Origin of the sequence: uncultured Shimia sp. (assembly GCF_913054185.1) — a bacterium.
GTDB lineage: Bacteria > Pseudomonadota > Alphaproteobacteria > Rhodobacterales > Rhodobacteraceae > Shimia.
Map to the genome: position 1 here is coordinate 1 of NZ_CAJXIV010000041.1, position 19,881 is coordinate 19,881.

Annotated in this window: 14 protein-coding genes, 1 tRNA gene and 1 pseudogene; 8 read left to right on the forward strand and 8 right to left on the reverse strand. The window is 55.5% G+C overall.

What is annotated here, in order from left to right:
- Positions 1-206: 206 nt before the first annotated feature.
- The 3 genes from QZ517_RS20065 to QZ517_RS10275 form a co-directional block, all read right to left on the reverse strand.
- Positions 207-659, reverse strand: coding sequence for a topoisomerase DNA-binding C4 zinc finger domain-containing protein (locus QZ517_RS20065; RefSeq protein WP_366766026.1), 453 nt, complete (start codon positions 657-659; stop codon positions 207-209).
- The gene (locus QZ517_RS10270) at positions 641-2,632 is read right to left on the reverse strand and encodes a UvrD-helicase domain-containing protein (protein ID WP_294226180.1); all 1,992 of its coding nucleotides are present in this window, start codon (positions 2,630-2,632) and stop codon (positions 641-643) included. The genes QZ517_RS20065 and QZ517_RS10270 overlap by 19 nt, the downstream gene beginning before the upstream one ends.
- Before the next feature lie 776 nt (positions 2,633-3,408).
- Positions 3,409-4,326 carry a LysR family transcriptional regulator gene (locus QZ517_RS10275; RefSeq protein WP_294226184.1) on the reverse strand — a complete coding sequence of 306 codons (918 nt, stop codon included), beginning with the start codon at positions 4,324-4,326 and terminating at the stop codon, positions 3,409-3,411.
- Positions 4,327-4,414: 88 nt separating this feature from the next.
- On the opposite strand from QZ517_RS10275, the gene QZ517_RS10280 reads away from it, so the two are divergent.
- The 3 genes from QZ517_RS10280 to QZ517_RS10290 all read left to right on the forward strand — a co-directional run bounded on the left by QZ517_RS10280 (position 4,415) and on the right by QZ517_RS10290 (position 7,386).
- A complete protein-coding gene (locus tag QZ517_RS10280; RefSeq protein WP_294226186.1) occupies positions 4,415-5,143 on the forward strand; it encodes a TSUP family transporter in 729 nt (242 codons plus the stop codon).
- A gap of 15 nt (positions 5,144-5,158) precedes the next feature.
- Positions 5,159-6,160 (forward strand): D-cysteine desulfhydrase family protein, encoded by a 1,002-nt coding sequence (locus QZ517_RS10285; RefSeq protein ID WP_294226189.1) that lies wholly within the window; start codon positions 5,159-5,161, stop codon positions 6,158-6,160.
- Between the two features lie 155 nt (positions 6,161-6,315).
- Positions 6,316-7,386 carry a TauD/TfdA family dioxygenase gene (locus tag QZ517_RS10290; protein ID WP_294226192.1) on the forward strand — a complete coding sequence of 357 codons (1,071 nt, stop codon included), beginning with the start codon at positions 6,316-6,318 and terminating at the stop codon, positions 7,384-7,386.
- A 1,146-nt stretch (positions 7,387-8,532) separates the two neighbouring features.
- Here the strand turns inward: QZ517_RS10290 and QZ517_RS10295 are convergent.
- Complete coding sequence (locus tag QZ517_RS10295) at positions 8,533-9,114, reverse strand: tyrosine-type recombinase/integrase (protein WP_294226195.1); 582 nt, start codon at positions 9,112-9,114, stop codon at positions 8,533-8,535.
- A gap of 671 nt (positions 9,115-9,785) precedes the next feature.
- Between QZ517_RS10295 and QZ517_RS10300 the strand changes: the two genes are divergently transcribed.
- The 4 genes and pseudogenes from QZ517_RS10300 to QZ517_RS10310 all read left to right on the forward strand — a co-directional run bounded on the left by QZ517_RS10300 (position 9,786) and on the right by QZ517_RS10310 (position 15,915).
- On the forward strand, positions 9,786-10,943 hold the full coding sequence (locus tag QZ517_RS10300; protein ID WP_294226198.1) for an AAA family ATPase: 1,158 nt from the start codon (positions 9,786-9,788) through the stop codon (positions 10,941-10,943).
- Between the two features lie 323 nt (positions 10,944-11,266).
- Positions 11,267-11,875: pseudogene (locus tag QZ517_RS20070) on the forward strand (MobA/MobL family protein); the annotation flags it as partial.
- 127 nt (positions 11,876-12,002) lie between these two features.
- Positions 12,003-12,332, forward strand: coding sequence for a hypothetical protein (locus QZ517_RS10305; RefSeq protein ID WP_294226201.1), 330 nt, complete (start codon positions 12,003-12,005; stop codon positions 12,330-12,332).
- A gap of 226 nt (positions 12,333-12,558) precedes the next feature.
- Positions 12,559-15,915, forward strand: a complete 3,357-nt coding sequence (locus QZ517_RS10310; protein WP_294226203.1) for a type ISP restriction/modification enzyme — start codon at positions 12,559-12,561, stop codon at positions 15,913-15,915.
- Position 15,916: 1 nt separating this feature from the next.
- On the opposite strand, the gene QZ517_RS10315 is transcribed toward QZ517_RS10310, so the two are convergent.
- Together QZ517_RS10315 and QZ517_RS10320 are read right to left on the reverse strand one after the other, a co-directional pair.
- Positions 15,917-17,191, reverse strand: coding sequence for a site-specific integrase (locus QZ517_RS10315; protein WP_294226206.1), 1,275 nt, complete (start codon positions 17,189-17,191; stop codon positions 15,917-15,919).
- A gap of 124 nt (positions 17,192-17,315) precedes the next feature.
- Positions 17,316-17,405: transfer RNA gene (locus QZ517_RS10320), tRNA-Ser, on the reverse strand.
- Positions 17,406-17,574: 169 nt separating this feature from the next.
- On the opposite strand from QZ517_RS10320, the gene QZ517_RS10325 reads away from it, so the two are divergent.
- A complete protein-coding gene (locus QZ517_RS10325) occupies positions 17,575-17,958 on the forward strand; it encodes a carboxymuconolactone decarboxylase family protein (protein ID WP_294226211.1) in 384 nt (127 codons plus the stop codon).
- A 27-nt stretch (positions 17,959-17,985) separates the two neighbouring features.
- On the opposite strand, the gene plsY is transcribed toward QZ517_RS10325, so the two are convergent.
- Together plsY and pyrC are read right to left on the reverse strand one after the other, a co-directional pair.
- A complete protein-coding gene (gene plsY / locus QZ517_RS10330) occupies positions 17,986-18,597 on the reverse strand; it encodes a glycerol-3-phosphate 1-O-acyltransferase PlsY (protein WP_294226215.1) in 612 nt (203 codons plus the stop codon).
- On the reverse strand, positions 18,597-19,871 hold the full coding sequence (pyrC, locus tag QZ517_RS10335) for a dihydroorotase (protein ID WP_294226218.1): 1,275 nt from the start codon (positions 19,869-19,871) through the stop codon (positions 18,597-18,599). The genes plsY and pyrC overlap by 1 nt, the downstream gene beginning before the upstream one ends.
- Between the last annotated feature and the right edge of the window lie 10 nt (positions 19,872-19,881).

Consider the following 19,881-nt stretch of genomic DNA (forward strand, 5'->3'; position numbering starts at 1 on the left):
CTGCGCTTCGCTGACATTGGCGACTACTGCGGAATCGGCTCGGCTGCCTTGGCTCGCTGAACGTCTGCTTTCGGGAACCTGGTCACAGAAAGTCGCGCCTGTAGTATGGTCGCCGTCGCATCTTTCGCCAGTGTCTAGAAAGGGCGGCCTGCGGACCTACGTCGAAGGTCGAGCCAATGGCAGCTGGACCGTGTTCTATCAACTTGTCAGGCGCGTTTCATTAGCTTGGCTTTACCAGCACAGTCAGGGAAGCGGACACAGCCCAGAAAAACTCCATATCTTCCGCGCCGTTCGACAAGCCATCCTGCTTCGCAACTGACGCAAGCTTGCTGGGCTTCCTCGCAATCAGTGCAAACAAGTTCTCCCTTGGTCTGGGAAGGGATCGGCAGGCCAACACCGCAGGCCGGACAAGCCGGCATTCTGCTGCCGCACAGTTTCACGTGCTCGCAGCGATACCAATCGCGACCATCCTTTCCGACCATGTGTAGCAGGCGCCCTCCGCACCCCGGGCAGGTGTGAGTGTGCTTTTGAGCGTCTAAAGGCACAACCACGCCGAACTCAGGTTCTTTCATTGGCTCTTCGGCATTTGGGTAAGGCTCGGCCTCGGGCGATACTAGGCCGAGCAGAGGGTCGTCGACGATCAGCGACGGGAAGCCCATCGTGGCGTTGTCGGCGCCGAGGATAATGACGTGATCGGCCTCCAAGCCTTTCGACGCATGGATGTCTTGAAGTTGATCGTCGCCCCGGGGTGCTGACGCTGGAGTCGCCCTATATCGGGCCTCAGGAAACGATATCGCCCGAGGACAAGGATCGACGGCTTCCCGCCTCGGTTACCTTGAGTGGCGGCAAGAGCGGCCACTGTGTCCTTCAAGGTTTGCTCCCCGGTGTCGCGGCGTGTCCAAGCGATCCTGATCGAAGGTTCGTCAGTTTTGCCTGCCGGTATCACAGTTTTGGTGATCTGAGCGGGATTGCGAAGAACGAAGCGACGGGCGGCCAGAGCGATCTTGTCCACCGACCGGAAGGTTCGACCGAGATCGACGGTGCGATGGACACCAGTGGCCCCTGAATAGGTGCCGCCGAATTCCGCGCCAAAATTCCGCATGATGTGGATGTCCGACCCGGCAAAGCGGTAGATCGACTGCCAGTCGTCGCCGACGGCAAACACCTTGGCATCGGAGTGCTGGCGTTTAAGTGCCTGTGTCAGCCTCGCACGACCTGTCGAGATGCCCTGAAACTCGTCGACGAGGATGTGGCGGAACGGGCTCTGGTAGCGCCCGCTCTCGACCAGAGCCGTGGCGCGGTTCACCATGTCCTCGAAGTCGATGCGGTCGCCAAGGCGGGACTGATACTCGCGAAAGACCGCGCCGAAAATCTTGAGGAAGGCCTCCGCCCGCTTGCCCAACTTCAGCGTTTGCGCCTTGTCGGAGCAATCCTCGACCCGATAGCCGCCGTTCTTGAAGTGACGCAGGAAGGTGCCCATCAGCGAAGAGAAGCTGTCCACCACCCCGACCTCGGCCACACGATCGTAAATCTCGATGTCCGGAATCGGCCGCAGCGTGACATGTGGTTCGAGCTTTTTGGCAAGCGCTTCGAGCAGCCGGCCTTCATCACGTTCCCAGCTGTAGGTTTCCACCAAAACCGTCTCGTGCTCGGCATGGACCTGCCGTTTCCAGTCCATGCTTTCGAGGTATTCATCGCGATCAACGTAAGGCGCCGTAGTCAATTCCTCCGCGCCGTCCCTGCCGCGTCTCTTACGCACGCCGAAATGCTCGATGTAGACGCCGCTCTCTGTCAGCCGGAAGTCTGGCAAGTAGGTGCGGCGCCCAGTTTTCTGGAGTTTGTGCACGTAGCTCGGTTCGTATTCGTAGGCGATGCCGTTCCGGAACAGCCAGTTGGCGATCAGCAGTTCTTCAAAGCTGTTCACCATCTCGCCTTGCAGTGTCCGCAAGTTGCGGCTTTCGATTTGCGCATACCATTCGTGCTTCGTCTTGAAATCCCACTCAGCTGGAAAGTCGTCAAAGAAACCGGCGAACCAGCCGATCACTGTTTGTGCGATATCGCTGGCGGTCGCCACCACGTGCCGAAGGATCTCCTTAATAAGCGACAAGAACGCCTTGTCGTCTGTTGCCGTCGGCGCCAACGGTGGCTTCTCGCCTTCCACCTCACCGATGATCTCATAAGCCAGAGCATGGAAGGTTCGTGCTGCCACGGGGACTCCGCACCTGGCTTCGATGCGCTCTGACATCTCGGTCGCCGCGTCTTTCGCGAAGACAAGCAGCAGGAGCTCACTTGGCTTTCGTATCTCCGCCTTCACGAGGTAAGCAGCCTTAGCGGTGATCACGCTGGTCTTGCCCGACCCGGCGCCAGCCAGAACGAGAGTCGCGTCTTCGTCGACAACGACGGAGAGCCGCTGTTCAGGTGTCAGCGGCATGGTCTCAACCGTGTCGAAGAAATCCTTCCAGCGAAGCAGTTGGGCTTCCACTAACGCCTCGATTGACGCGTTCCGGACGGCATTCGGATCAGATGCGAACGCCGTAATCGGGGCAATTCGGGACATCACCTCTTCGCCAACGGCCTCCGCATTCAGCTTAGACAGCACGCGGCTGTTTAGGTCGGCAGCATCGTAGGCCAACGATGCTACATGGCACGCCGCTGGGTAAGCCTCCGGCTCCTTGAGCGAATTGAGCGCTTTAAGGATGCGTCGGACAGCGACCTCCTCTTTTTCCAGTTCTTCCCGATTGAAATCAACCCAGGCGGTGGCAGCCGCATCGGCGAAGTTCTGGCCGCAGTCGCATCCGCCGCTGGCAAGGTCAGGTTCCGACCGCCCCCGAGATCGAGCGAAAGCGACGACGAGAGAAGGCCTTTCCTCACCGACGGGCTTGTCGATATATCTTCAAGCCCTATCCAGGGCGAACCTGCCCCGCGTGCCGCAATACCCTTTTCTTGCAATGTTAGGGATCTCGGGTGTCGGCCCAAAGGGTCAACCAGGAATCCCAGGAAGGATTTTGAGACGAGGTCCATGTGCACCGAATTGTTAGTCTTTTCCACGGTTTAGCAAAAATCGGTCCGCAGGGAACCTTGTGGGACGCTTCTGGCACGAATGGGTGGCTACTTTGTACATTTTGCTCGACAACGCACTCGAACCCGGCGAGCGGTAGGGCAGTCAGCCGCCATTCGCTGCACTTCCGATCAATGTCGCTGGGGCCAGTAAACCAATCAATAAAAGCGTGAAACCCAATGTCCGCCGCCAAACAATTCGTGGGTCGATCACAAAGGCAGAAACGCTAACTCGATACTGGTAATTCGGTGACGTGTAGGCTCTGGCCCATCCAGATGGTCTGGAGACTGAAAACTCGGAACTGGCGAATTTCAATCGTGCGGACACTGGTGACCGTTTTACTCGCGCCGTTATTCGCGGGCCTTGTTTAAGTTATCAAACGCCGCCAGTTCACGAACCAACTTTTGAAGGCCCGGTGCACCGGCTGATGCCGAAGGGCTTACAATTCGGATTGGCCACTTCAGTTCCACGGTCATCGGTATGCCAATTACTTCGGGTTCAGAAACGAGGTTCAAGGACCCTTGATCTACAATTGCCCGGCCTGCACCCTGAGCAACCATTCTGATCAGCGCGGATTGGGTGCCTGCTTCCGCCATAACCTGAAAGGGCACTCCAGCCTGGTCAAACATATGTTCGACGGCGCGTCGGAACGGACTGTGAGCCGGCAGCATAACTTGAGGAACGCTTGCCAGTTCTGCCAATGATATCTCGCTGAGATGCCTGAGTTTGTCGTCGGCATGCAAGATGGCGGTTGGCGAGACATCCCCGACCCGGATGCAGGCCAAATTTTGATCGCCCGGGTCTGAGGAAATGACCACGCAATCAGCACGTCCCTCTCTCAGTGCCGCAAGACATGAGTCTTCGTTTAGAACATCGACATCAATCCTGAGCCCCGGATGTCGTGCCATGAGGCGACCTGCAGCGCTTGCCACCCGGGTGTCTGCCACGACGGGAAGTGCCGCTACTCTAAGGTGGCCACCCATTCCGGTGGCAATCTGTTGGGCGGCATCTCTAACTCTTTCAAGCCCATGATAGTGTTTTAACGCAGCCTCTTGCAGACTATGGGCCGCTGCGGTTGGTTCAAACTTACGTCCCGATCGATCAAACAGCGCCACGCCAATTTGATCTTCAAGTTCTGCAACCGCACGGCTGATCGCAGGTTGAGATATGTGCAATGCATTTGCTGCCTTACGCGTTGATTTCTGGCGATAAGCCATCTGGAAGATTTCAATCTGGCGGGCGGAAAGGCGCATGCTGTTTGATAACATCGACGTATCAAGTGATGCAACTTTTTGATTTTTTTAGCATCGAAATTTGCGCTATCTAAGATGAAGCTGTCTGCAGAAAGGAACGCCTTTGCCGCTCGATATCTCAATACTGCTGGTAGCAATATTCTTGGGTGCCGTGCTTCAGGTTGGTGTCGGGATTGGGTTTAGTATTGTTGCAGGCCCTCCCATGATGGTTTTGCTGGGAACATCAGTCGCCGTTCCAATTCTGCTGATGCTGAATACGCTGGTGTCAGCCGTTGCCTTCGACTGGCATATTTGGATGACCGAGAAAAAGACGATCAAGACCGCGATTATGGGGTGTCTTTTGGGCGTGGCATTGGGGTTGGTTGTGTATCCTTATCTATCTGAACAGATCGTGTTGGGCTTAACCGCAATGTTGTTGTTGGTTGGCGTTTTGACAACGCTCATCCCACTGCGATCAATGGTTGGTACAAGTGGATTTGCGGCGATTTCTGGTTTGTCTGGGGTGGCCACGGTTTGGGCTGCAACTCCCGGTCCTCTAATGGTGTTTGGGCTGATCGCAACTGGCCGATCCGCGCAGGAAACCCGCAGATTGGTGCAACCCATCGCACTGGTGGCCTACGGAGTTGCACTGCTGCTACACAGCTTGGTTGATGGGGGAGGTTTTGCGCAGGCGCCAGGGGTTTGGGCCTTTGCAACGGCCACCTTGGTAGGCAGTTTTCTTGGACGCGTGATCGGCCCACTGCTGCCTCAGCATCTGATTAAAAATGCCATTCGAGTCATCTCAATCCTGGCCTGTTACGCGCTTTTTCGGCGCGTCTATTTGGTAAGTTAGGCAAGGGGTAAAATGATGTTGCACGACGAAGTTTTGGCCCGCTTTCCACGCGCACCACTCATGAATGGTGAAACGCCATTGGTCCAATTGGACCAGATGTCTGAGCGTCTTGAAATTGATCTGTGGCTCAAGCGGGATGACCTGACTGGCCTCGGGTTTGGCGGCAATAAGACCCGTCAGCTTGAGTTCTACCTTGGCGACGCGTTGGCGAAGGGGGCTGACACGGTGCTCATCACCGGTGCGGTGCAATCAAATTATGTGCGTTCAGCGGCGGCGGCGGCGGCGAAATTGGGACTTCGCGCCATTTTGCAACTGGAAGAGCGGGTCGCGGGTATGGGCGCGCCATACTACACCTCCGGGAATGTGCTGCTGGCGAAAATTCTGGGTGCAGAGCACATCAGCTATCCAGAGGGCGAAGACGAGGCGGGAGCCGACGCCGCGCTTCATGCACGCGCTGATGAGGTCAAGGCCAACGGGGGCAAGCCATATGTAATTCATCTGGGATTGAACCACCCGCCACTTGGGGCCCTTGGATATGTGGCCGCGGGAATGGAACTCTGTGAGCAGATGGATGATTTCGACGCTGTTGTTGTTCCTTCAGGCAGCGGTGCAACACACGCGGGGCTTTTGACTGGGCTGCGGCTGTGCGGGCTATCGGCCCCGGTCCACGGGATTTGTGTGCGCCGTGATCACCAACAGCAGAAGACCCGGGTCAATACAGTGTTGCACAAACTGGCCAGTTTGCTGGACATTGACCCAAAATTGACCACGGATGCTGTGCAAACTTGGGATGCCGCATTGGCCCCAAGCTATGGAAAAATGAGTGCAAGTACTCATCATGCTCTCAGTCTGATGGCCCGCACCGAAGGTATTTTCCTCGACCCGGTGTATACCGCAAAAACCTTTGCTGGTTTGCTGGACTTGACAGAGAAGGGGCATATTCAACCCGGTCAAAAAATTGTCATGCTTCACACCGGTGGGTTGCCTGCTCTCTTTGGCTATCAAGAAGAATTCTGAGTGGAGTGACCTGATCCGGTTTGCGGTGCTGTACTGACCAAAAATCGCAATCAAACCCCCAGTTCGAAAACAAACTTGTTTGCCATATCTCCTCGCTTTTGCGGCCAAACATGCAATTGGACAGAAATTTCTCATCCCTTACCGGAGTATTCGCAATGCCAAACCAGCTTCCTCAAGATTTAGCCGATCTTCCCACGCGCATCACCGGGCCGGCGGCATGGATCGGTCAAGAGATGGCGGAAAATCCTGATCTCTGGCTTTATCAACTCAGCTCAGAAGACATTGGTGACATTGAGAACGGTGCCCGGCATTTCCTTTCGCTGGGGCTTGATGCTGGGGAGATCTCCAAAGAGACTTTTCCACTCACAACGTTTTCCACTCATGTTGAGGAACTAAGTAAAATCTTGCTGACTGGAGTGGGCGTCCAAGTGCTGCGCGGTCTGCCAATCGCAGACTACTCTCAAAAGTTTGCTGCCACCATTTTTTGTGGTCTTGGCGCCCATCTTGGAAGCGCGCGGTCCCAAAATGCACAGGGGCATATCTTGGGGCACGTGCGCGATATTGGCGGTGATGTCAACGATCCCAACAGCCGCATTTATCAGACATGTGAACGCCAAACCTTTCACACAGACAGTGCGGATGTTGTGGGCTTGCTATGCCTGCGAGAAGCCAAGGAAGGGGGGCGATCCTTACTTGTGAGCGCTGAATCCATCTACAACAGAATGAGAGCTGAGCGACCTGATCTGCTGGTAAAGCTCTTTGACCCAATCGCCACTGATCGGCGGGGCGAAATCCCGGAAGGTGCCAAGCCTTTCATGGAAATACCCGTGTTGAATTGGCATATGGGGCAATTGACGGTTTTCTACCAACGTCAATACATCGACAGCGCCCAACGGTTTGACGGCGCTATGCCTCTGACATCTGAACATGTTGAAGCGCTAGACATGTTCGATGATCTGGCCAATGATCCAACACTTTGCTTTGGGATGCAGCTAGAACCCGGTGACATGCAATTTGTCTACAATCACTCACAACTGCATGATCGCACAGGCTTTCTCGACTGGCCTGATCCCAACAAGCGCCGTCACCTCATGCGCCTCTGGCTTTCGATTGATGGCGATCGGCCTCTGCCTGAGTGTTTCAAGGAACGTTATGGCTCAATTGAAATTGGCAATCGCGGTGGAATAATCACCAAAGAAACCAAGCTACACGCACCGTTGGACTGACAAATGGCACGGGCTGTTGTGCTGTTTGGAATATCAAAGTCTCAGAAACTGACGCCTTCAATTTGGAGATGGCAGTTTCTGACTTCTGCTCTGCGCGCCAAACGCGTCCCTGGCACCAAGTGGATCATATAGACCCATTTCTATCCTTTGCTGCCATTGAAGCGGCAGTGAAGATCAAACCAAAGTTCTATCGCAGGTCCGGATAAGGAGTGCCACGCGGATGACCGCAGCATCGCGTAAGGTACGTTGATATACTGACCTTGTTCCGAGCGTTTGCCGTGCTTGGCCCTACTCCTACTCATTGCCGCGCCTCCTCCTCGGTGCCTCCTGATATCGCTTCTATTTCCTTCGCTCAGTAGCCCGCAGAAAAGTCATCCTGCGTTACATAACATGCCACAAATAGCTTCGCAGCTAGCGTTACGAGCGAAGAGTCCGGGAATTGGTTCACACAATACTCTGACTGACCGACAAATGACCCATTTTGACGGAATTCTTCTTGCATCCATTCGATGTGGTCTTGACCCAGCCAACCCAGGGCAGGCTCAGAAATCCGGTTAGTCTTTTCAGAGATCACTCCCGCTTCAGACAAGACTTCATAGCAAATAGGGTGCACGGCGTCTTGTTCGCCACTTCCCCAATAAAGGCGGCGAACTGTTTTTGAGAAGTCCTCCTAAAGCGCGCCAAGAAAATCTCCCTTAGACGCTTAAAAACAGCGAACCTGCCGTCGAAAACTGTCCCAATAGGCATCGATCTAGCCGCTTCCCTTGCCTCTTTTTCGCTGAGACAAAAGGTGCCAAATGTGCGCTCTTTGTCTAAGCCAGTTCTGGCGGTAGTCCAGACAACACAAATCGTATCGCCATCTTGGATGTCTTCAAACGTTTCTCCGAATTCGACGACTTTGTCTGTTGGAGTCCCTTGGGGGCAGACCGACAACTTCCGACGAAAATTCGTGGTTGATAACTTCCGTTGGTCGATTTTGTTTAGTCCATTTGTTATTTTCCATTGCCGGCCTCTACGTAAGGAGAAGCCGCATCCGCCAAAAACTCGCTCCATTTCGACATCAGGAGGCGCCGCAGCACTATCAAGTCTGAACGCGCATATACGCGCTCCACTTCCGACCCACTTGATGCGCAAGAACCACTTCAGCTACCTCTCGCGGTGAGCCAGCAATCTCCGCCGCCCAATCCCAAAAAGAACTACGAAACCCATGCACAGTGAACTCGCCATGCCCATGCGTCGCAAAAGCATCAGCATCGAAATGTTGGACAACGGATGGTGCCGCTTCTGACTTTCAAAAACGTACATCAAAGCCATTGCCTTCATCGGTTCCAAAATACGCAGCATTTCATCGGCCACTGGAACGCGGTGCGGCTTGCCGCCCTTCATGCGGTCTTTAGGAATGGTCCAAAGCTGCGCATTCCAATCAGTTTCGCCCCACGTCATGTCCAGCACTTCGGACGTGTGGCAGCCGGTTAGAATTGTGAACTGCAACGCCTTAGCGGCTGTGGCGAAGCGCGCGACTAATTTTGCATAGTAGGCGGACACGCCTTGCCACGGCATAGCATCATGGTGATGCACCTTGGACGACACACCCGCTTCCTTCACCGCTGTGACCGGATTCTCGCCTTCAAGAAAGCCTGACGCCTTGGCCTTATCCAAAACAGCTTTATGCGCTGGGCGAGCCGCTTGGCCGTTTCGTGCTTGATTGTCCAAATTGGAGACAAGCACATCAGCACCTCGGGCTGACCAATGGCATCAACGGGCATACGACTGGCCTTGGGGAAGGCATAGTCCTGCAATGTGTTGAGCCATTGCTGGCCGTGCTTGGGGTTTTCTGTCCTTTGACAGTCACGCGCACAATCCAGCGCCGCGCACCGGAAGGGTCAACAACAAGATAAAGCCCAGCGCCGTTGCCGTGACGTCCAGGCCCAAGGTTCTCAACAATCTTTTTGGGTTAGCTTCCCGCCCAGCGCTGCCACTCGACATACCACCTTTTGTACCACACAATAAAAGCGTACTGCGGCAACCGAATGGAATCTAGCAAACCTAGATTGAACAGGTTGTTTCAGGTTTTCTTAGGTTTAAGGCGGCTTGGGCCACCCAAGAAAATCGAACAAAAAGTGTGGGTGGCGGAGACGAAGGCCGAACAACAAATGACCCAATCATTTGGTATGATTGAATATTTCTTATAGGTATTCAAGATGCAACCTGCATTTTACCCCACATTTTCTGTAGGTCACTTGTGAGGCAGGTTTGTAATGATCGAAAGCGGCATTTCGGACGGACGTACACCCCGCCCCTCACGGGGCGTTGGGGGTGTACGTCCGTCCGAAACTTTTTTGCACAATTCGTTTTGTCCGGACAGCTTCGGAACAATCTCCTTACCAGAAGGGAAAAGCATGGTGCATTTCCCGACCTGCCTGAAAGAAATAATGACTATGAATACTACCCCTTCCCAATTTCAACTACTCCCCAATCCAACCATTACCAAAGCAGGCGAGTTTCGCCCGAAACTCAACGTCCCCTTTATCGTGAAAGACCTTTTTAAGCCCGGCGAAGTTGCAATGATTGCTGGAGCGCCCGGCCTTGGTAAATCCAGTATCATGGCAGCCGGAGCGGCTCACGCTGCACAAGGCCGCGACTTTGGTGGATTGCCAGTCAAAAACGCTGTAGTAATTTACTATGCCGCCGAAGATGCATATGGGGTTCTTTGCCGAGCGCATCCCTATATGCAAGACCCCGCATGCGCCAACGCTCCCTTCTATGTGGTCCACGGTGCGCCTAACCTCTTGGATCCAGAGGCGCCGGAAAAGGTCGCGCAATTTGTGGCTGCAAAGAAGATCGAGCACAGGTGCGACCAGGCGTTGGTGGTTTTCGATACGCTCAACCGGTGCATTGGCGAGGCTGACGAGAACTCCTCCAGCGCCATGGGAACAGTAGTCGGGAACGCCGCGTATATCGCCCAATCAGCAAACGCATCGGTCGTCTTTCTTCATCACGTTGGCAATGGCAATGCGGACCGGCCACGAGGCTCATCAGCGTTCCATGGAAACGTGGACTCGCTTTGCTTGCTAAGCAAGGCCCCTGAGGCGGGACCTTCCAAGGTCGTACTCCTCAACGCTGTCAAGCAGAAGAACGCTCAAGAACTTGGTCCTCTTCCCTTCAGGCTCGACAGTTTCAAAATTGGGACGGACAGCGAGGGAAGCGCGGTTACCGTCCCGATGGCAGTCCCGATGGAACCCAATTCTTTTGCGAAGCCGAAGGAGCCTTCAAACGAGAACCGGAAGCCCGCGCCGAAGACAGAAGAGCGCCGCGCCGATATCGAGCGCGTGCTATTTGAACTCGGCAATACCGAGCCTGGCTCCTTTTTCCAGCCAACGGAAATCGCCGCAAGATCAGGTTCGGCATTCAATGAAGTCCGCAACTCCGACAGCCTACGCGTCGCTGTTCGGAGAGCGCTGGAAGCTCTTGAGAAAGCAGGGAAAGCCGAAAAAGGCGCGAAGGGGTATCGCTTAGCGCAAGAGGTGACTACTTCCGGCGGCGCTGGCTCGGCCTAAGAATGGGAGAGGTGGGCGCATCTTCACCCTCCGAGGATGCGCTACCTCTGCTTGTGAGGCCAGTTGAACCAACAAGCCGCTCCATTTCTTGTTCGAAATGATCAAGCATCGACGACGCTAATGCTCGAAGTTCGGCTGCAGGAATAGGTGAAAAGTCGTATTTTGCAAGGCGGAACCGGCGGCAATGCCGCGTGGAGTGAAATAAGAGGGTATCCAGAGATTTCGTAATTTTTTCGTCCACGTGTCTATTTCCCTATGTCCAGATTTGAAGGCGCACAACGGATAAAATAGTAATTTTATCCCCCCTCCAAAAATGGCAAGGTATGGCTCTATTTTCGTTCCGACACTCCGTGAAAACGTTTTCGCCGAAATGTGAAAGCGCGAGTCGCATTGCAATAGCAGGGCAAACCGCAGCCCACTTACGATATATCACCCGCTCGACGGCGGCCCGGGATGTGGTGCGGAAACGACTGGAGCACTCGACGGATACGGCCCAAGCGAACGCCGCAGAGAGGGTAGCAGAGAAGCGAAAAGGCCGGGTGTGCGAGCGGTTCATTATTGCACTCCCCGTGGAGGCCACGAAATACCAAAGGCTAATGCTGGCGCAACAGTTCGCCGAAGAACTGACACAAGGCCGGGCCGGGTATGTTCTGGCCATACACGACAAGGCGGGCAACGACAGGAGCAACCCCCATTTTCATCTCGTGGCATTCGACCAACACGCATCCAACGGCGGTCGCGGGCGCCCACGTAGCGTAATAGGGATGGCACGAAAGAAAGCCGTGGAGACTTCGGCGAAACGCTGGGCCGATCTTCATAACCAGATGATGCGAGGCTGGGGATACGGCCCTGAAAGCGTCATCTCAAATCAATCATTCGCTGATCGAGGCATCGACCGTATTCCCGAAATCCACGAAGGCCCAGCCTCCAGGGAAATGACCATGCGAGGTGCGAAAATATCGAGCAAACCGGAATGGAAAAGGATCGACGCGGGGCAGACACGCGCCGAGGCCAATTGCATTATCCGAGAAATCAATCAGCTGAACAAGGAAACCGAAAATGCCACAAGCAATCGACTGGGAAGCCGAAATCGAGGAAATCAGGACGAAAGCGACAGCCGCCGCCCGCCATTCCGAGAGAACTGTGGGCGGAGTGTCACAGATGCTATCCAGCCTGACCAGCCAGACGAAAGCGCTCTCAGAGGTCAACAATCGGCAGAAAGAACTCGACAACCGCCTTGGCTCACTGGAAGAGACACAGAACAACCTGAACATCCTCTTGCGGGGCCGCCAAGCGCAAAGCGCAAGCAACTATCCAGCTCCTCTCCTGAGCGGTTTCATCGGTTTGGTATTAGGCGTGGTCGCGTCCGGCGTGTTTTTCTTGAGTTGATCTTCTTGCGCGACACGCTCCGGGCGCGGCTTGCGACTCTTGGCGGTCGCCGCCACGCCCTGCCGGACAACGTGAACACTCCACCTGAAAAACGACTTTCACAATCATCAGGCTCACCACTGCAAGAAACCAGCGAACGGTGACCGCCCGACAAATGATCAATCACCAGTTGCGGTTGGGACTCCCCCCGGTCTAAGCTCCAAAAAAAGCATTCCGGGGCATGGCAGTGTGTGATTTCAATAATTTAGTTTCCCGTTTTGGCGTTGAAGCCCAGCGCCGCCTTTCATCCATCGTTTCTGGTCGACCCGAAGAGCAACTAAGGGCACCGCTCGAATTACTAATCCCGGGCATCGCCGAGCTTTGCGGCCTGCCGTCCGGGAGCGTCTTTCTGGTCCCAGAAACACCAATGCCTGACCTCGCCATCCGGCCCGATTACGCCGTTATGCGGCGACGAGGGCGGACCGAAGAGCTCCTTGGTTTCATTGAGATCAAAGCCCCCGGAAAAGGTGCCGACCCTCGACGCTTCACCAATGCCCACGACAAGAAGCAATGGGAAAAATTGAAAGCCCTTCCGAACCTGATTTACACAGATGGCAATGAGTTTTCGGTTTGGCACGACGGTGAACTACAAAGTGACGACAGCGGGGATGGCATCGTTAGACTCTCTGGCGATGTGCATTCCGCAGGGGCCAGCCTATCTGCCCCTCAGGAGCTTTTGACTTCTTTCAGTAGTTTCCTGAATTGGGAGCCGACATCACCGCGCACCGCGAGAGAACTTGCCAACATCTCCGCGCGGCTTTGCCGTCTTCTCCGCGACGAAACGCTTGAACGCCTCGAAGCCAATGACATTGACGTTTCGGCCCTCCGCTCTGACTGGCGACAAATCCTTTTCCCTGAAGCAAATGACAAGCAGTTTGCGGACGGCTATGCCCAAGCAGTCGTGTTTGGCCTTCTGATGGCGCGAGCGCGTGGAGTATCGCTCGCCGACGGCATCGACCACGCAGCGAGGGACTTGCGCAGCACTGACAGCCTAATCGGGACCGCCCTTGGCTTCCTGACCTCCAACCCGGACACGTTGGCAACATCCCTGAAATCTCTCACCCGCGTTCTGGAGGCTGTAGATTGGGCGAAGGTCTCACGTGGGAACGATGATGCTTGGCTCTATTTTTACGAGTTCTTTCTCGAAACTTACGACAATAAACTGCGTAAGCAGACCGGGTCTTACTACACGCCGCCCGAAGTAGTGCGAGCTATGGTCCGGCTCACCGATGACATCTTGCGCGATCCAACGCGCTTTGCCTTGACCGGGGGACTTCGTGCCGACGAGGTCGTCGTCGTAGATCCAGCCGTAGGCACCGGCACCTACCTTCTGGGCATTCTCCGCCACATCGCCGAACAGGTCGAGGCAGACCTTGGTGCGGGCGCAATCCCCGGCGTAATGGAGGCAATGGCCCCAAAGCTGATCGGATTCGAGCTTCAATTCGGCCCCTTTGTCGTCGCGCAACTCCGCCTCCTGAGCGAGTTGGTGGAATTAACCGGCTCGTCCGACATTCACCCTCGATTGTTTGTCACAGATACCCTGAGCGATCCCGAGGAGTCCCGCTCTCGGCTTCCATCGGTCTTCGCCCCGTTGACCGATAGTTATGAGGAAGCAAACCGTATTAAAGGCCACGAGCCAATAACGGTAGTGATTGGCAATCCACCTTACAAGGAAAAGGCCAAGGGTCGTGGCGGATGGGTGGAGAATGGCCGCGACGGAGAATCCGCTCCAATGGACGATTGGAGGGCGCCACCTGAATGGGGAGCTGGTGCGCACCTGAAGCACCTCAAGAACCTCTATGCCTATTTTTGGCGATGGGCGACGTGGAAGGTTTTCGGCGAACCGCCCGCAGAAGGCGCAGAACCACGAGCAGACCGCAAAGGCGTTGTTTGCTACATAACCGTAGCGGGTTTCTTAAATAGCCCCGGTTTCCAAAAAATGCGGGCCGATCTCCGCCGGGACGCAGATGAAATCTGGGTAATTGAAGCCACCCCGGAAGGCCACCAGCCGCCAGTGAACAGCCGGATCTTTCAAGGTGTCCAGCAACCTGTATGCATTTTGATCGCCGCCCGAAACAGCGATGAAGGCACAGCAGCACCTGCCATTGTTCATCACCAAAGATTGCCTGCCGAACACCGGGAGCAGAAGTTCGAGGCGCTGGCTGCCATCCAACTGGATGGTCCAGAATGGGAAACTTGTCCTAACTTGCCGCGAGCACCATTTCTGCCCGCTGCTCAGGGCGTTTGGGGGGCAAGCGCATTACTTGACGATGTTTTCTTGTGGGACGGCTCTGGTGTAATGCCCGGTCGCACCTGGGTAGTCTCCCCTGACGCTCAATCTCTAAATGACCGATGGGACACCTTGAAGTCGGTTGGTGATGCTGATGAACAGGCAAAACTATTTCACCCTCATTTGCGGAATGGCTTGCCGGGCGACAAGCATATTGACAAGGAACTGCGAGCTGGTCTCCACGGGCATAATTTCAGGAGCCAGTCAGTTAAGGCTGACTCTGGAACAGCAATAGCGCCAACCAGATATTCTTTGCGTTCGTTTGATCGCCAATGGATTATTCCAGATGGTCGACTAATCAATCAGCCAAACCCAACGCTTTGGGAAACATACGGCCCAAATCAAATCTATCTAACAGGCTTGATGGCCCACTCGCCAACAAGCGGGCCAGGAATAGGCATTTCAGCAACAATACCTGACCTCCATCACTACAAGGGTTCCTTTGGTGGTCGGGTTTTCCCCCTGTGGGCAGACGGCACCGCGTGCCAGCCCAACATCCGCCCGTCATTACTGATAGAGCTAACCCGGATACTCGGCCAACCAGTCTCGGCTCCCGACTTACTTGCCTACATTTCAGCAGTAGCGGCAAATCCGGCATATACAGCCCGCTTTCAAGCGGACTTGGTTCAACCCGGTCTCCGCATCCCTCTAACTGCAAGGGTCGAACTCTTCCAAGAGGCAGTCAACCTTGGGCGGCGGGTAGTCTGGCTCCACACATATGGCGAACGCTTTGCCGATACGACCAATGGTCGACCCGCTGGCACCCCACGTGCCGTCCCCGGGCCGACAATTCCCCGTGACGGTGCCATTCCGAACGATCCTGCCGGTTTCCCCCAAGAGCTGCGCTACGACGAATCAGAACAGCGTCTCCATGTCGGGGAAGGCTTCATCGACAACGTATTGGCCGAGGTTCGCGCCTATGAGGTCTCCGGCAAGAACATCATTGACCAATGGTTCAGCTATCGCCGCCTCGACCGCAGTCGCCCCATCATTGGCGACCGTCGGCCACCTTCGCCCCTGGAGAGGATTCAGCCTGAACGCTGGCCCTATTCTTACACTGAAGACCTATTCAACCTCCTTCACGTTTTGACCCTGCTGACGCAGTTGGAAGCGGACCAAGCCGACCTGTTGGAACGTATCTGCTCTGGGCCGCTCATTGACTCGGAAATCCTACGAGCGGATGGCGTTTTTGACGACGACAGCACCGCCACAAGCCGCCCGGGCGACGACCGGCAAAACGAAATGGTGTTTTAGGTCAGGTGTCTTCCATAGAACGGCGCAAAATCTCTGCGTTGATGTCCACGCCATCGGCGAACCATTCGAGTTCGCCGGACACCCACATTGCCCACTGTTCAAGAAGTGTTTCGCGGTCCTGAAAGAGATTGGACCTGTTGTAGGCTCGGGTGGTCTTTGTTCCAATGGCGTGCGCGAGCGAGACCTCTGCGACGTCATCTGGCGCTTCTACAATTTCACGCGCCCAAGTGCGAAAAGCGGCGCGCATCCCGTGAACCGTTGCGCCCGCGTAGTGAGATTGCAGGAGTTTTCGCATCGTATTCTCGGAAATTGGCTTTTGAGGGTTTTTGGGTGAAGGGAAAACCAAATCACTGGCCTTCGTTCGACGCTCACCGAGTTCCAGTAGAAGGGTGCGAGCTGACAATGACAATGGAACAATGAACTCTTCCCGGGTTTTCATATTTTCTGCAGGAATAACCCACCTGCTCTCGCCGAGATCAATCTGGCTCCAAGTTGCTGACCTCACCGTACCCGAACGAAGTGCCGTGAGTATCGTGAACCGCAACGCAGCCGCGCCAATACTGTTTGAACTGTTCAATTTGCGCATCAAATCAGGAACATCAAGATATTCCATCGCTTTGAAATGCTCTGGTTTGTCCTGTTGTTTTCTCATCAAATTGCGCAGTCCGGTGGCTGGATTTCCCCTGGCTCGATATCCCTTACCGCAAGCGTGGTCGAACACGGTTGAAATCCTTTGGAGCACCCTGCGGGCAGTCTCCGGCTTCTTCATCCAGATTGGATCAATGACAGACTCGATATCGTCTTGGTGAATATCTGCAACGGACAAGTCCCCTATGGACGGGAACGCGTAGGTTTCCAGCGTCTTGATCCATTGGGCAATGTGCTTTCCGTTGTGCTTAGTGTCCTTGAACTTTCGCTCGTGAACTTGCCGGGCCAAATCTTCAAATGTCGTGGCCCTTCCTTCGGATTCACGCTCTCGGACTTTTGGGTTGCCGCCAGAGCGAGCGACTTTTCGTAGCTCCATCGCTTTTTCACGGGCTTCTGCAAGGGGGACCAGTTTTGCGGATCCCAGACCAAAATCCCGCCTCCTGCCACGAACAACGATACGAAGGACCCACCGGCGGGCACCAGAACGATCAACTTGTAGGTAAAGACCTCCACCATCCGCGTGGCGACCCGGCCCGGCGGCTCGCACAAAAGCTGCGTTGAGTTTCTTTTCGACGTGAGGCCCAGATTTCACGCGTCGCTGAGATTCATCGAATAAATGGTCGTCCATTTCTCACCCCACATTCTATCCCACATTTATTATGGGCGGTTTAGGGCCAGATGTTGGCAAAAAATCGTCGAAACCAGTATATGTTGGGTTTACCGATGCCACCCCGAGCTGAACTTGGGGTTAATGGCGGAGACGAAGGGATTCGAACCCTCGATACCGTTCCCGGTATACTCCCTTAGCAGGGGAGCGCCTTCGACCACTCGGCCACGTCTCCGCGGACCCGTATATTTGGCACATCCCGCAGACACAAGTCCCAAAACTCACGAAATTTGGATTTCCACACACAAAGTTTTGGCCTGCTATCTTGCGATTAAATCAATTCTCGCAAGGCAGACACTTCCCGCCTTATGCTGCCTGCAATCATTGCTTCGGGAGGACAGGGAATGAGCTTGGATGAAGAGATGTTCCAAAAAGGACTGGCGGCGCGCAAAGCAACGCTTGGGGCGGAATACGTGCAAAACACGCTTGATAACGCAGATGACTTCCATCGCCCTTTTCAGGAGGCGATGACCGCCTGGTGTTGGGGCTTTGGCTGGGGGGATGATACCCTTGATGCCAAGACACGCTCTATGATGAACCTGTCGATGATCGCTGCCCTTGGCAAGATGACCGAGTGGGAAATCCATCTGCGTGGTGCGCTGACCAACGGCGTGAGCAAAGACGAGGTGCAATCCATCATTCATGTGATCGGTATTTATTGCGGCGTGCCGCAGGCGCTGGAGTGTTTTCGGGTGGCCAAACGTGTATTTTCTGAGGGAGAGGCTTAGGCACGTCACACGGCCTGATGACCTGTGTCAGTTCTTCTTGGCGCCAATCTTCGGCTCGGTGCCGGTGCGCAGGCGGGCAATGTTTTCATGGTGGCGGGCAAACACAATCCCCGCCAAAAGAACCGCCAAAACAACTGCGCTGCCATGGCCTAGCACCAGCATCCACACCGCGCTTGACGCAGCCGCCACCAACGCGGACAGCGACGAAATCCGGCTCACTGCGGCCGTTGCCAACCATGTCAGGCAGCAGGCGATGCCCACCGGCCACGCCAGCGCCAGCATCAGGCCCAAAAAGGTCGCGACGCCTTTTCCACCTTTGAATTTCAACCACACAGGGAAGCAGTGCCCTAAGAAGGCCATCAGACCCGCCACCTGCGCTGCATCTTCATTTGCCATGGCCCGCGCGATCAACACTGCCACCGCGCCTTTGCCTCCGTCCAATACCAAGGTCAGAGCGGCGGCCTTTTTGCTGCCGGTGCGCAGCACGTTGGTGGCGCCAATATTGCCGGAGCCGATCTCGCGCAGGTTACCCAGTCCCATGAGCTTGGATAGGACCATGCCAAAGGGAATGGACCCCAACAGGTAGCCGACAACAGCCCACATCAGGAGGGCGGGCAGGGCGGTCTCAAATGCAGGCATCAATCTCTCCGGTAAACGGGCTCACCAGCCACGTAAGTTGCCAGCACTTTACCCTGCAGGCGGGCACCGTCAAACGGCGTGTTTTTGGATTTTGACTTGAGCTTAAACCGGTCGAGCACAAACGGCGCATCCGCATCAAACAGCACCAGATCCGCCGGCGCACCCGCTTCCAAGCGACCACTGTCCAGTCCCAGACGTTTGGCGGGGTTCAACGCCATCGCGCGGAATAATTCTGGCAAGGTCAGGCTGCCGTTATGGTACAGCCGCAGCGCGGCTGGCAGGAAGGTCTCCAGAGCCACAGCGCCGGAGGCCGCCTCTTCAAACGGCAGGCGTTTGCTTTCCTCATCCTGCGGCGTGTGCATTGAAGAGATCACATCAATCAGCCCTGATTTCACCGCCTCAACCAACGCTAAGCGGTCGTCTTCCGCGCGCAGCGGCGGTTTGATTTTGAAGAAGGTCCGGTAATCCGCAACGTCCAGTTCATTCAACGTCAGATGGTGGATCGAGGTGCCTGCCGTCACGTCCAGCCCGTTTTTCTTGGCACGTTCCAAGGCGGGCAATGCGCGGGCGGCTGTGATCTGATCCGCGTGATATTTTGCGCCGGTCATCTCCACCAGAGCCATGTCGCGATCCAACCCCATGCGCTCCGCCATTGGCGACACCGCTGGCAGGCCACGCAGCGCAGCAAACTTGCCCGCCGTGGCTGCCGCACCTTTGGACAAGCCCGGCTCCTGAGGGTGTGCAATTACCAAAGCGCCGCAGGACCGCGCATAGCTCAGCGCGCGAGAGAACACTTTGGGATCACTCACCACGTGATCACAATCGGTGAACGCCACCGCACCCGCATCCAGCAAGAAGCCAATTTCGGTCATCTCGCGGCCTTCGCGGCCTTTGGTCAAAGCCGCCATCGGCAGAACATTCACCGGGGCCGCCTCATTGGCGCGGCGTTCGACAAACTCCAGCACCTCAGGCGTGTCAATCGCGGGCAACGTGTCGGGCCGCGTGACCATTGTGGTGACCCCACCAGCCGCCGCTGCTGCGCCTGCGGTTTTGTAGCTTTCCTTGTGGCGCTCCCCAGGCTCACAGACCTTCACGCCAATATCGACAATCCCCGGCGCAAGGCACTTGCCGACGCAGTCCACTGTCTTGTCCGCATTCGGCGCATTGTCGTAGCCAAGGTCGGCGATGGCACCATCAACCACCAGCACCCAGCCAAGGGCGTCGCTGTCCTTGGCCGGATCAATCAAACGGGCGTTTGTAAAAAGCGTGCTCATTGTTGGTCTC

Coding starts and splice junctions, on each gene's coding strand:
- QZ517_RS10300 (WP_294226198.1), top strand. CDS start 9,786: ATGGTGCATTTCCCGACCTGCCTGAAAGAAATAATGACTATGAATACT.
- plsY (WP_294226215.1), bottom strand. CDS start 18,597: ATGCCTGCATTTGAGACCGCCCTGCCCGCCCTCCTGATGTGGGCTGTT.
- QZ517_RS10290 (WP_294226192.1), top strand. CDS start 6,316: ATGCCAAACCAGCTTCCTCAAGATTTAGCCGATCTTCCCACGCGCATC.
- QZ517_RS20065 (WP_366766026.1), bottom strand. CDS start 659: ATGGGCTTCCCGTCGCTGATCGTCGACGACCCTCTGCTCGGCCTAGTA.
- QZ517_RS10285 (WP_294226189.1), top strand. CDS start 5,159: ATGTTGCACGACGAAGTTTTGGCCCGCTTTCCACGCGCACCACTCATG.
- QZ517_RS10315 (WP_294226206.1), bottom strand. CDS start 17,191: ATGGACGACCATTTATTCGATGAATCTCAGCGACGCGTGAAATCTGGG.
- QZ517_RS10325 (WP_294226211.1), top strand. CDS start 17,575: ATGAGCTTGGATGAAGAGATGTTCCAAAAAGGACTGGCGGCGCGCAAA.
- pyrC (WP_294226218.1), bottom strand. CDS start 19,871: ATGAGCACGCTTTTTACAAACGCCCGTTTGATTGATCCGGCCAAGGAC.
- QZ517_RS10275 (WP_294226184.1), bottom strand. CDS start 4,326: ATGTTATCAAACAGCATGCGCCTTTCCGCCCGCCAGATTGAAATCTTC.
- QZ517_RS10305 (WP_294226201.1), top strand. CDS start 12,003: ATGCCACAAGCAATCGACTGGGAAGCCGAAATCGAGGAAATCAGGACG.